The sequence below is a fragment of the Acinetobacter sichuanensis genome, assembly GCF_003024515.2.
In the GTDB taxonomy this organism is placed as follows: domain Bacteria; phylum Pseudomonadota; class Gammaproteobacteria; order Pseudomonadales; family Moraxellaceae; genus Acinetobacter; species Acinetobacter sichuanensis.
In genome coordinates this window covers 38,302-50,810 of sequence record NZ_PYIX02000017.1, presented here as the reverse complement: position 1 = coordinate 50,810, position 12,509 = coordinate 38,302, and the positions used below count along the sequence as shown (strand labels likewise).

Here is a 12,509-nt window from a genome sequence, read left to right as displayed (position 1 = left end):
GTGAAATTGAGTATTTACAATGAAAAATCAGATTGTAGGCAAATGTTATGGGACAGCTGCCACACCTTTATCCATTTTAGATTTTGTTATGGCAGGAAAAGGCTATTCGGCTCATCAAGCCTTGACCGCAAGTATTGAACTGGCAAAATTAGTCGATCGTCGTGGTTTTAATCGTTATTGGGTCGCAGAACATCATTCTTTACCTGGTGTAACCACTTCATCACCTGCACTGATGCTGGCACGGTTGATTGGTGAAACTCAACGTATTCGCTTAGGTGCAGGCGGTATGATGTTGCCCAACTTCCCACCTTTAGTTATTGCTGAACAATTTGGGTTACTCTCTGCTTTAGCACCTGAACGTATCGATTTAGGTATTGGACGTGCACCAGGAACAGATATGGAAACAGCGACAGCACTACGTCGCGGTCAACTTGATAAAGAAGATTTTCCAAGTCAATTTAAAGAATTACTGTGTTTTTTAGATGATAATTTTTCAAAAAAAGCATCCTATAGTGAAAATGTTTATGCAGTTCCAGGTCCAAGACAAGACCAAGAAAATGGCGTAGCGCGTTCATTTGAACGACCGCCTGTCTGGTTATTGGGGTCTTCCACTTATTCTGCCCGTATGGCTGCTGAACGTGGTTTTCCATTTGCATTTGCAGCACATTTGGCTGATGAAAACTTAGAAATGGCAGTCGAAGTTTATCGTGAAAAATTCAGACCATCGAAAGTACTTGCGAAACCTTATGTCATTGCAAGTTTTGGGGTGATGGCAGCGGATGATCCTGTTGAGGCAAAACGTCAGGCATGGTCATATGCTCATGCCATGATGCGTATGGTCACACGTAGATCTTTTGTCGTACCAACACCTGATGAAGCAGAGAATTATGATTATACAGCCACTGAGTTACGTTTAATCCGTATGTGGGATCGTAAAATCATGAAAGGTACGGGCAAACAGGTAATTGAACGGTTGAATGAATGGCAGCAACGTATCCATACAGATGAACTTATGGTGATTAACTTGGGGCATACGCCTGAAGCAATTTACCGTTCTACTGAATTGATTGCCGATGCATATGGTCTACCCAACAATGTACTGGATGAATAGGCATGTCATGAGGATAACACTTACAAAATAATCATGAATGTTTTTTTGTAGGTTGATAATACTGAGGTTCCCGTTTTTCATTGTGATTGCTAGGTAATATGACCAAGAAGAAATTCTTTGCAAAGTCATATATTTTCTTAAATCCTTTAAAATGATGGATGATTAAATCTTCCATCATTATTTTACTAGACGATCAAATTGTCTATGTCGAATGGCATCACGCCAATCTGTAACTTCAGAAATATTTGATAGGTCTAATTGGTTATATTGTAGAAAATTCTTTCGGCTTTCCATATAAACCAATATTTTGATCACCCCACTCCTTCAAAGCAATAAGAATCGGTGATAAAGATAATCCTAAGGATGAGAGACTATATTCTACTTTTGGCGGAACAATTGGATATACTTTTCGAGTAATAATTTGATCTTCTTCAAGTTCTCGTAATTGACGAGTTAGCATCTTTTGCGTGATATTAGGGATCTTTTTACTCAGTTCATTAAATCTTAAAACATGATCTTCTAACAAATGCCATAAAATAATACTTTTCCATTTTCCATCTATTAATCCTATTGCTGCTTCTACTGAACAGCCCGGAGTACAATCAAATCTTGAATGCTTAAGCTTACTCATTAATATAACTCTCTTTTCGTAAGTATAGGACTAATTTGTCTGTATAATTTATAAACGAATCTTGAGTAAACTGAAACCACTAAGTCATAAAAGAGTATAAAGATGAAAGCAGTTTCTTATAGAAGTGGTAGAGATCATGAGTTTCAAAACCCATTAATTGATATTGAGAAAGAGATTCCGACACTGAAAGCACGAGATTTACTTGTTAAAATTCATGCTATTTCGGTAAATCCTGTAGATACTAAAGTTAGACAAGGCAAAGTCATTGAAGACAATACACGCGTTTTGGGCTGGGATGCTGTAGGAGAAGTCATTCAAGTTGGATCAAATGTTCAATATTTTAAAACTGGTGATCAAGTTTGGTATGCTGGTGATTTAACCCGTGATGGTAGCAATGCAGAATTTCAAGCGGTTGATGAACGTATTGTAAGTTTAAAACCTCAAAGTATTAGTCATGCAGAATCAGCTGCATTTCCATTAACTGCAATTACGGCATGGGAAATGCTATTTGATCGCTTAAATATCGATATAGATTCATCAGATACTATTTTAATTATTGGTGGTGCAGGTGGTGTCGGCTCGATCGCTATTCAATTAGTCAAAGCAAGAACTCAACTTAAAGTGATCGCTACAGCTTCACGTGAAGAAACAAAATCATGGGTAATAGCTTTAGGTGCAGACTATGTGATTGATCACAGTAAAGATTTAAATGAACAAATCGAACAGTTAGGTTTAGCTGCACCTCGATATGTATTTTCAACCAATCATACTTCAAGCTATTTGCAACAAATCACTCAACTTATCGCACCTGAAGGTAAACTTGGTTTAATTGATGACCCAAGTTCGTTTGATATTGTGGGGCTAAAGCTTAAAGCTGTATCGGTACATTGGGAATTTATGTTTACACGTTCAATGTTTACTACTCGTGATATTGAAAAACAAAAAATATTATTAGAGGAGGTCGCAAAGCTCATTGATAGTAAAAGGCTTAAAACTACACTGAATCTTCATCTAGGTAAAATCAATGCTGAGCATTTGAATCAAGCACATCGTCTGATTGAGACTGGACAAGTCAAAGGTAAAATTGTTTTAGAAGGCTTTTAATTGCCCATGTAGGTTTTTATAGAATCAATTCATCAACAAGAATTGATTCAACTTTAAAAAACTATTACATAATATCTTATTAAGTAAGTATATTTTATAAACTTAAAGTAGGAAAAAGCTAATAAGTGCTGATTCAGATTAGTATTAACATTCATCTAACTTTCGGGTGATTTGAATTAAATAGGGAAATCTAAGTACTACCATTGAACACGGATCCATTTAACAGGCGTAAATTTTTTTCATGATCTGATCATGATTAAAGTATCCAATACCTGATCATTTTTCTCCACCAAATTGCTGTTTCATGAACACTTTGTTCAAGCATTTTACTAGTCCAGTTACTTGATTTAATTTAATAAAATGACCAACTTTTGTAGTAAATCGGATGAAATTTTAATCTCCTCGAAGTATGCTTAATAACAATGTAATATTTTACCCCCGAATCTGGATAGTTTTTGACTTGGATGTTTCCAATTTGTGGGATTAAAAAAAGAAGCCTTGATTTTCTAAACAAAATTTTTAAATATTAAAAAAGGTTTAAAATGACGATTATTAACCCTGAAAATGTCTCTTTTAAAGGCTTAAAATCCATAATTTTGTATGATTCATTCCTGACATCAAAGCTTTTCCGTGTTGATATTAGTGGGGGTCACACGAATATTACTGGCATTAATGGAGCGGGAAAAACCTCATTCTTAAATTTAATACCGATTTTTTTTGGTGCAACACCAAATGGACTCATGGAGAAGGCTGCAAATAAGAAAAATTTCGTTGATTATTATTTACCTAGCAGCCGTAGTATGGTGATTTACGAATACCTTTCTCATTCGGGTATAAAGTGTGTGGTGTTATATCGAAACAATAATCAAGGTAGACACAATTACCGTTTTATCGATGGTAGTGCAGAAGATACACTTTTAACTGATCATTGTTTAGAAATATTGGGAATTTCCCAAAATGTCAAAGATGTGTTTGACAATATTTATAAGACGGGTATTAATATTAGTCGTCAGATCGACAATATCTCTGATTATATCTACATTTTAACTGCAGATAAAATGCGATTAAATGGTGATAGAAACCTTCGTGATCTTTGTAATATCTACTCGTTGTCAGGTAGTAAACAGCAACTCAAATTTTTAAGTAATCTGACACAAGTTACGATCAATCAAAACAATGTTGTATCCAATTTTAAGACGATGTTGATCGAAGCTTATTTAGATAATGAGCGCATTAAGACAAAGCCAACATCGACGGCTGATTGGCTAGCAACCATTAATGATGTAAAAGCCTTACAGAGTCTACAAACTGAAAAACAAGAGATCATAAATGGTATTCAATTAAAGGATGCTGTTTTAAACGACTTTAATATATTACATTCTTATCTAGATGCAGTTCAGATACATATCGAAAGCTATCAGGCTCAGGAATCAACTTTAAGATATGAGCTAGAGGCTTTTCAAAATAATGGCAATGAGAAGGTTCGTAATTTAAATAATGAGGTGATACAACTTTCAGAATTTATTTCGGAAAAAGAAAAAGTAGCGACTAAATTAAAGAATACGATTCAGCAGATTGAATTAGCTGAAAAACGTTATCAGGAAATGAATATATCGGTCAAAGAACAAGAATACAAAAAGCGTAGTGAATATTTTAGAGCCATTGATGATGCTAAACGAGCAAAAGACATATTGGTCGAGAGTTTTGAAAATATTACGCGTGAATTTGATAAGTTAAAGGCTGATCTTATCAGTGAAAATTTTAACGAAATTGAAGTGATAAAAATTGAATCTGATGAAGTGCAAAGCCAGATCAATCGTCTTCGTGAACGGTATGATCAAAATATAGGAGAAATTGAGGCACAGCATAAGCATCAGCTTTTTGCCCTTGATCAAGAAATTGCGACTGAGCGTCAAAAGTTACTAGACATTCAATCAGAAGCAAATGAACGAATGCATCATGCATTTTTATTTAGCAATGAAGAAAAAACTTTATTGCAACATTTAAAATTATCTTATGAAGTAAAAGAAAATAGTATTATTGATAAATCTGAGCAAATAAAACAAACCCAAAGTAAAATTAAACAACTGAATAATGATCAATTGACGGCACAAACAGATTTAAATACCTTAAAAAATAAGCTTGAGAAAGCCAAGCAGCAGGAAAGTCAGCTCAGAAATTCATTATTTCAAAAAGATAGTTTATTGCGTTTTCTACATGATTCACCAAGTGAAAGTGTGGATTGGCGCAGTACGATTGCTAAAGTAATCAATCCTAAATTATTGTTCAGCAATAATTTACGACCTAATTGGTCTAATCACCTTGATGCCAATATGCTCAGCTTATATGGTCTTAAAATAGACTTAAATCAGCTAGATATACCAAGTGAAGCAGACAGTATAGAACAACTGCAATCAAGATTGATTGAGACTGAAGATTATTCATTAGAACTTGAGAAAAAATACGAAAAACAATCCCATTTGGCACAAACGTTACAACGAGAAATTAAAGAATTTAATATCAAGCTTATTCAACTCGAAAAGGAGCTCAATACACTTAAAAATGAAAGGCTTCAAGCAAAACAATTACATGATCAAACGGAGGCTGACCTAAAAGCTCAGAAAGAATCAGCCGCACAGATGGAGCAAGAATTCGTTAAAAAGACAAGAGCAAATATCGAGTATTTTAATCATGTGGTTGAGCCACAAAAGCGTAAAGACCTGCATCAAGCGATTGCACGTGAAAAAGAAGGAATTAAGAAAAAATACAGGAGTGAATATGATCAACTCAATGAACGATTGAAATTTATTGGTTCAAAAGAAGAAAATGCCAAGAAAAATCACCAACAGAAGATGAATGCATTAACAAATAGTTACCACCGAAAATTAAGTGATCAAGGCTTGGACGAAAATGATCTACGTGAGGCAGATATACGTATTCGCTCCGCTGAACAACAATTTAATAAAGTGAAAGGTTATGAAACGATCCTCAGTGAATACTCAACTTGGAAAAAAAATGAATATGAGCATAAGCAGAGCTACATTCAAGATTTGAATGAAACTACAAAGCATATTTCTGAAGGGAATTATAACCTCACTAAGCTTAAAGATATGCTGAGTCAGATCCGAACTGAATTAAGAAGAAAGCATGATTTAATGAGAGAGCAAATCGCTGAATTAGTGAGAAAAATTGATGCATTAAATATACAGTTCAAAGAAATCACGCAGTTGATGGAAAGTGATATTTTGGTTTCTAAAGTGGCTATTCCTGAATATATCAATCATGAAAATTTCATTCAAAATCTAAAAATGGTTAAAGAGGCTCATACTCAACACATGAGTCAGCTTCGCACACAAGTGAATAGCTCAAAAGCTTTATTACGCCGATATGAAGCATTTTCATTATTCAAATTATTCGAAGAAAAAATGGAGAGTTTAGTTAAGCCAAGTGATGCACTCTTGATGATTAATACAATGTCAATTATTGAGAATATTATTGATCATGATCTACCTAAAAAACATGATGCAGTCACCAATATTTTTCGGAATAAATCAGCCCAATTACGAAACTATATTCAAGAAATTCTAAATTTGAATAAACGCCTGAAAAGCGTATCAACAGAACTTTCAAATTACTTAAATCGTTCAAATAAATTCACGGCATTCTCAGAATTTTCAATGAATTTACAAAGTGTTTTAACTGATAAAAATATTTTAGATCAACTTAATCAATTCGTTATGCAATGTGAGGATTATCAATCTTTTGATAGTATCCAGAATGACACCATTCCAAGTGAAGCGTTTATCGATTGCTGTGAATACACTTTAAAAGTGATTGAAAGCACAAAAGGACATACTGACGATATTCGTTCTATGGTGCGTTTACAAATGAGCGTAATGATTAGTGGACGATTTGTTGAGATCCGAACGGATAGCGACTTCACCAATGCTGGTAGTACAGGTATGTCACGTATTTTAGTCTTGGTTATGTTCTTAGCGCTGTCACGAAAATTATGCCCTGATGATTCTGTTTATATTCATATCCCACTGGATGAAATTGGTAACTTTGATGCGATTAATACGAACCTATTATTCGATATGATGGAGCATAACAAAATCCATTTAGTTTGCGCCCAACCTGAAAACTCAACCTCAAACCACAAATTTAAAAAACTCTATATTGTCGGAGCTGATGGTGTCAGTTCAGTTATTCCCATGAAAATTAAAGAAGCCAATCCACTTCTTGGTGATGTATCAGTTTAATAAAGGAATTTGAGATGATAAATAAGCGTTTAATGATAATTGCAAACAAATTACTCGAAGGTTATTTGATTGATCAATGGAATGATTTTGAAAATTATGAATTTCTGAACAATACCAGTTATTTGAAAGAACTAAACAATCATATTGAGTTTTTAGGTAAAAAGTGTATTCAAACGCCTTGTGGCGGTGGTTATTTCTTAGTTTATCTAGATATTCATGATCTTCATATTAAAAAAGTTATCACCAAACAGCTTGAGGAAAATGTGATGAAACTGGAGCCTTTCATTGATTGGCTGCGTTTATTTCGTAAGGCTGGTGGTCGTAATGAGCCATTAATTGGTGGAGACCGAATAACCTCTGGTGAAATTCTGGTTGAAGTAGAAAAATCTAAACACGTTCAAAAAGGTTTAAAGGAGCTATCGGCTAAAATTGGTAAAACTGCCAGTACCGTAAAAGATCAAATCAATGGTGTATTACAATTCTTGGTACAACGTGAATACCTTGTACCCGTAGGCGTGGTTGGAACTGAATATCTTGCTACATCACGTTGGTCTATCTTTTATGAGGAGCTTCAATACATTGCTGAACACAATGCAATTGATACATCCCAAATAGATGATCTAGAACAAGGTGTATTAATATAATGGATTTTGTAAACCCTGCTGAACGTGGTGCAAAAATTTTCTATCACTATATTGATGCAATTACAGAAGCAATCATGTTCACAAATGCCTCTATACTGGTCAATGAGCAAAATAAAACCATGATCAATGACCTCCTCTCTGTCGATCTAGGCAGTTTGGATGCAGAAAGAAACACACTACATCTTAAAAATTTTGCCATTGAGTTTGTCAATTTTTACAAAAACAGGAAAAAACGAAACATCAGTGTGCCTGATATTGACGGCTTGGTGGAACAAATTAAGACTGTAGGTAAAGACTACACTTTATCTAAAATTGAAGATCAGTTGAGCGCTGATATTTTAAAAGGTGAAGTCAGTGATTTGATTATTGAACTTGCAAATACAATTAGTGAAAACATGACGAACTTTGCTGATCAATGTTTTGAATATCTGTCTATGTTTAACAATTTTGATATGAAGATGCGTAAGGCTGAACAAAGTTTAAAGACAGCGAAAACATTAATTTCAGCTTTAGAACGCTTATCTCCAAATATCATGGATGAATTTGCTGTCGGTGATGCTGATTTACACGGCATTATTTCAAAGCGTCTTAAACAAAGCGTTTTTGAAGCTATTGAAGAAATGAACCATAGCCATCATCGCTTGGATAAACAGCTATTTGATTGGAAAAGGGATTTAAGAACCCAAGAACGAATTAACCTAATTGATGCATTTCATAGGCATTTTGCCAATAACCGTAATCTTGATCTTAATATTGATTTCAAACATGCACCTGAGAGCTTTCGTCGTGTGCCACGAGTGAAACTGGTTGCTCGTGCAAATATTTATGTCGATGAAATGAATATAGACTTGTCCTTGATTGCTCAGGGAGCCAACTCAAAACGTATCAAAAAAATAGCAGATGAAATTGAAGAAAAACGTCCACCTGTAGAAAAAACCACTAAATCTATTGAAAAAGAGTTATCTGCTTTGGATAAGGCAGCATATTTTTTCTTTGATGCATTCGGTAGCCCTGCAATCAATGAAATTTCGGCTCAAAAAGCATTTACTCGTTTGGATCCACAATGTGAATTTGAATATTGGGTTAGCCGTTTGATGTACGAATTTGAAATGAACCATTCAGATATTTTAGACATTGATCTTGTGGGTGAAAATGATGCCAGATATACAGGAAACTTTTATATTTCTGATATTGTGTTTCGTCGTAAATTAAATAAAAACAGGTAGATCCATGCGCTTAGGTCAACGAGAGCTTTCAATCATTCAGCCTGTTTTACAACTTAAATTGAAAATTGTAAAGCTAAATAAAACATGGCAAAAACTAAATATTGAAATGCAATTAGGTAAAATCATTAAAGGTGAGTTACATCTCTCTGATAGCGATTTAGAGATGCTACGTATTTTATATAGCAACCATGTTAAAACTAAACCTGAGATTGAGTATTCAGCTCATGCAGATCGAATCTCATTGGCAGATCACCGAATAGATGAAAAATCAGGTAATAGCAATGTATTTGGCAATCAGCTTTGGTTTGCATCGACAGGTACAAAGCTTCCTCTCAAAACAGGCGATATGCATATAGCACATCATGGTGTTACTACTGCTGTAAGCATAGAAAATCTTGTGATAGAACAAATCAAGAGGCTGATTATTGTTGAGAATGGAACCATGCTTGTGAAGTTGCATGATTGGTTCAAACAAATACCTATACAATGGCAAAATAGTCTCATTCTTTATCGAGGACATGCTAAACACACAAAAATGGTCAACCAACTTATAGAAGCTTTACCAGATGATTGTTTAGTTGCTGTATATGCAGATTTTGACTTATATGGTTTAAACATCGTCAAGAATTTCAATTCAATTAGACCAGTGTATTTAATGGCTCCTGCGTGTTGGCAAAGCCTAGAGGAAAAACACCCAGACAATAATGTATTGAAGTTTAATGACCAATTACAATATGGGTCTGCTCTTTTAACATCAGAAGAAACACCAGAGGCTTTAAAGAAAATAGCGCATTATATAAAAGAAAATAGACTTGCTGTGATGCAAGAGAATGTTAATCGTCTTGGACTATTGACTTGTATTGCTATTTTTTGAAGTGAACAACGATTTTACATTATCTTGCTTTGATTACAGCATCAAAATACATAGTTACCGTTTCAGGGTTTAAATGGTAGAAATTGCAAGCATCATGTTTATTTCCTTAACAAGCTTAATGCTTTAGGCAGTCCAAAATTTGTACTTGCTAGTAATGATAGAAAAAATTTATACGTTATAGTGATTGAATAAATAGAAAATTTTATAATTAAATTTAGCTATGTTCACAAGCTTACATTTTACATCAATCTTTTTATTTGCCGTTATCCTGTCTATACGCCCACAGACAGGAAGATTGGTATGACATGCTATCTAAATTTTGATGACATCGCTTTAGGCTTAAGTATACATGCCTATAAACGTCGTATGCAACGTGGTATTAAAAGCCAACAAATTGCTCATCTTTTCCGTTTTGGCCGTAAACAATATCAAAACAATGCCATTTATTACAGCATTGGCAATAAAGAAATTAAAAAATTTTTCCATCTTTGTCCAGCTTTAAAGGAAATGAATGGTTTTCATTTAGTCACAACCTTAGATGGCAAAGTGCTCACGTTATTTCGTAATCGTGATTTTCGCTTACTTAAACATATTTAATTCATCAGTTTTATTCTTCTTAGATTCGCATTTAAATAGGACACATCTTATGCATCCATTAGTACCGCACACATCTAGCATCGCACTTGGAGAAGCCTTAACAGCAGCCACCAATATGGTAAAAGAAATTACCCACTATAAACGTACCTTGGCTGAATTAGAACTACAACGTATTCAAATGCATGAGCAAGCTAAAATTGCACATCATCAAATTGAAAATCAGCTCAAACAAAACATGTATTGCATGGAAAGCTTATCGAACGCTTTTCATACCACCATGCAACAAAATGCACAATTGCTCACTCAATATGTACAGCGTGAACAAGATGCACAGCAACAATGTATGCTTATTTTACAGCAAATAGGACAAACCAATGATTTAGAAAGTAAAAAGCAATTACAAAGCATGTGGCAAGAACTCATCAAACAAATGAATCTCAATCGTGAAGAGTCTGCCCGTTTACAGTCACAGCTCATTGATGCCCATCAACAATTTGGGCTGAATCTTTCTCATCGTGATCAATCATTTAAAGATATTAACTAAATTTAGGACATCAAGATTATGCTACATATTGCTTTGGGTGCAGTCATTATCGGTGGTGTTGTACTTGCTTTATTAGGTAATGAAACACGTAACCAACATGCTCGCTTTCAACGTAAAGAAAGCCAATTACGCCAAGAAACTGCGCAACAACGCGCCAATATTCAAGCTGCTATGGTACGTAGCGCAGCGTATCAAGAATATCGTCAATATATTGAAATGCACTATGCTTCGGTACAAACTGCGAATCAAGCCTATGATTTATATGCATCTGCAAAACATGTAATTGATCAACTGTACAATCAGCTTAACATTTCAGGCGAGCAAATTATGCTATTAAAGCAACAACGCCAACTACAAAATGGGACAGACCGTGAAGCAACACATCAAATTTTACAACAACAATATGATATTCATCATGAACTGAAACGGGCAATTGAGGGATATAAACAACAAAAAAATGCTTATTATCAGGAGATAAAGATGCTTAATGAAGCCACGGCTCAGCTCAAGCAGTACATTCGCCACCATACAGGTCAAGCAGGTCGTGAATGGTATGCACGTTTGCAACAGCGCCAAGTTTAGGCGCTGATTTTCTCAAACTTTGTTTTAGCTTGAATATCTTGCAAAGTATATTGACCTAAACCAAATACACAGCCTTTTCCTACATGCAGCCATTGACCTAAATATAAATAATAATATAAACGTGGACTTAGGTTTTCTAGGGTAATGCTGCCCATTAAACCATCTAAGTTCATTTTTTGCTTTTGGCGACTTGAATAACGTGACCAATTTATCCATTCTAATTGATGATATCCCTTGATTTTAGCAATCTCATCATAGAGTTGAGCGATATCTTCTTGGTTCAATGTAACATCACTATACGTTTCGATTAAAAATAAATAACGACGTACAAGAGCATGCAAAAAATGAAATGGACTAAAATGTTCTACATCAACAAAATTCCCCCTATATTGTAAACGTGCATGGGTAAATAAATGCAAACGAATAGTAGTTGCAGTCTGAATATTCGGTTTGGGTTGATCACATAAACCAAAAGAGATGAGTTTAGATTGTTCACCGCCTTTTGAAAGATTTTGTCCAATGCCTTCTGCTAATGCACGTTGCCAAGCGAGTTGAATCATCATTTGTTGTTGATGAGCAAAATTGCCTATCAAAACAATATGAAATGTAGCAACTGCTCCTTTGGCAATTTGTTCAGGTAAAGCATAAGCCTCTATCACAAATGGTGGTGCAATATCTTGCACACGATTTTGATAATCGAGTTTTTTTTTGGGTGGATCAAATAATTGGCGATATAAGCAGCGCTCAGCAGGTTCACAACAACAAGTTCCTTTATTACGGGACGCTGTTAAACACGCCATACTTTTTAAAGCATGACCAAATGCACCACGTAAAGTAGAACCTGCATATTTTGGCAATTGAATATTTTCTAATGCCTGAAATTTTATTGTGTAGCGGGAGATTGGGAAGTTAGACATATAAAAACCCTAAGCAC

Annotated in this window: 11 protein-coding genes; 9 read left to right on the top strand and 2 right to left on the bottom strand. The window is 34.7% G+C overall.

Going from position 1 to position 12,509, the window contains the following annotated elements; translation table 11 throughout:
* The first annotated feature begins 19 nt into the window (after positions 1 to 19).
* Positions 20 to 1,111 carry an LLM class flavin-dependent oxidoreductase gene (locus tag C9E89_RS11360; protein WP_107008468.1) on the top strand — a complete coding sequence of 364 codons (1,092 nt, stop codon included), beginning with the start codon at positions 20 to 22 and terminating at the stop codon, positions 1,109 to 1,111.
* Positions 1,112 to 1,373: 262 nt separating this feature from the next.
* On the opposite strand, the gene C9E89_RS11355 is transcribed toward C9E89_RS11360, so the two are convergent.
* Positions 1,374 to 1,742 carry a winged helix-turn-helix transcriptional regulator gene (locus C9E89_RS11355; RefSeq protein WP_107008467.1) on the bottom strand — a complete coding sequence of 123 codons (369 nt, stop codon included), beginning with the start codon at positions 1,740 to 1,742 and terminating at the stop codon, positions 1,374 to 1,376.
* A 102-nt stretch (positions 1,743 to 1,844) separates the two neighbouring features.
* On the opposite strand from C9E89_RS11355, the gene C9E89_RS11350 reads away from it, so the two are divergent.
* The 8 genes from C9E89_RS11350 (at position 1,845) to C9E89_RS11315 (ending at position 11,575) form a co-directional block, all read left to right on the top strand.
* Positions 1,845 to 2,846: a zinc-binding alcohol dehydrogenase family protein gene (locus tag C9E89_RS11350; protein WP_107008466.1), complete on the top strand. Its 1,002-nt coding sequence runs from the start codon at positions 1,845 to 1,847 to the stop codon at positions 2,844 to 2,846.
* Positions 2,847 to 3,388: 542 nt separating this feature from the next.
* A complete protein-coding gene (locus C9E89_RS11345; RefSeq protein WP_107008465.1) occupies positions 3,389 to 7,108 on the top strand; it encodes an ATP-binding protein in 3,720 nt (1,239 codons plus the stop codon).
* A 14-nt stretch (positions 7,109 to 7,122) separates the two neighbouring features.
* Positions 7,123 to 7,752: a hypothetical protein gene (locus C9E89_RS11340; protein WP_107008464.1), complete on the top strand. Its 630-nt coding sequence runs from the start codon at positions 7,123 to 7,125 to the stop codon at positions 7,750 to 7,752.
* On the top strand, positions 7,752 to 8,978 hold the full coding sequence (locus C9E89_RS11335; protein WP_228199021.1) for a hypothetical protein: 1,227 nt from the start codon (positions 7,752 to 7,754) through the stop codon (positions 8,976 to 8,978). Before C9E89_RS11340 ends, C9E89_RS11335 begins: the two co-directional genes overlap by 1 nt.
* A gap of 4 nt (positions 8,979 to 8,982) precedes the next feature.
* Entirely contained in the window at positions 8,983 to 9,852 is an 870-nt protein-coding gene (locus C9E89_RS11330; protein ID WP_107008462.1) for a DUF7281 domain-containing protein, read from the top strand.
* Between the two features lie 300 nt (positions 9,853 to 10,152).
* Entirely contained in the window at positions 10,153 to 10,449 is a 297-nt protein-coding gene (locus tag C9E89_RS11325; RefSeq protein WP_107008461.1) for a hypothetical protein, read from the top strand.
* A 49-nt stretch (positions 10,450 to 10,498) separates the two neighbouring features.
* A complete protein-coding gene (locus tag C9E89_RS11320) occupies positions 10,499 to 10,993 on the top strand; it encodes a hypothetical protein (protein WP_107008460.1) in 495 nt (164 codons plus the stop codon).
* An 18-nt stretch (positions 10,994 to 11,011) separates the two neighbouring features.
* Positions 11,012 to 11,575 carry a hypothetical protein gene (locus tag C9E89_RS11315; protein WP_107008459.1) on the top strand — a complete coding sequence of 188 codons (564 nt, stop codon included), beginning with the start codon at positions 11,012 to 11,014 and terminating at the stop codon, positions 11,573 to 11,575.
* On the opposite strand, the gene cas6 is transcribed toward C9E89_RS11315, so the two are convergent.
* Positions 11,572 to 12,492: a CRISPR system precrRNA processing endoribonuclease RAMP protein Cas6 gene (gene cas6 / locus C9E89_RS11310; RefSeq protein ID WP_107008458.1), complete on the bottom strand. Its 921-nt coding sequence runs from the start codon at positions 12,490 to 12,492 to the stop codon at positions 11,572 to 11,574. The two genes, C9E89_RS11315 and cas6, sit on opposite strands and share 4 nt — an antisense overlap.
* Between the last annotated feature and the right edge of the window lie 17 nt (positions 12,493 to 12,509).

Coding starts and splice junctions, on each gene's coding strand:
- C9E89_RS11345 (WP_107008465.1), top strand. CDS start 3,389: ATGACGATTATTAACCCTGAAAATGTCTCTTTTAAAGGCTTAAAATCC.
- C9E89_RS11325 (WP_107008461.1), top strand. CDS start 10,153: ATGACATGCTATCTAAATTTTGATGACATCGCTTTAGGCTTAAGTATA.
- cas6 (WP_107008458.1), bottom strand. CDS start 12,492: ATGTCTAACTTCCCAATCTCCCGCTACACAATAAAATTTCAGGCATTA.
- C9E89_RS11320 (WP_107008460.1), top strand. CDS start 10,499: ATGCATCCATTAGTACCGCACACATCTAGCATCGCACTTGGAGAAGCC.
- C9E89_RS11315 (WP_107008459.1), top strand. CDS start 11,012: ATGCTACATATTGCTTTGGGTGCAGTCATTATCGGTGGTGTTGTACTT.
- C9E89_RS11355 (WP_107008467.1), bottom strand. CDS start 1,742: ATGAGTAAGCTTAAGCATTCAAGATTTGATTGTACTCCGGGCTGTTCA.
- C9E89_RS11340 (WP_107008464.1), top strand. CDS start 7,123: ATGATAAATAAGCGTTTAATGATAATTGCAAACAAATTACTCGAAGGT.
- C9E89_RS11330 (WP_107008462.1), top strand. CDS start 8,983: ATGCGCTTAGGTCAACGAGAGCTTTCAATCATTCAGCCTGTTTTACAA.
- C9E89_RS11350 (WP_107008466.1), top strand. CDS start 1,845: ATGAAAGCAGTTTCTTATAGAAGTGGTAGAGATCATGAGTTTCAAAAC.
- C9E89_RS11360 (WP_107008468.1), top strand. CDS start 20: ATGAAAAATCAGATTGTAGGCAAATGTTATGGGACAGCTGCCACACCT.
- C9E89_RS11335 (WP_228199021.1), top strand. CDS start 7,752: ATGGATTTTGTAAACCCTGCTGAACGTGGTGCAAAAATTTTCTATCAC.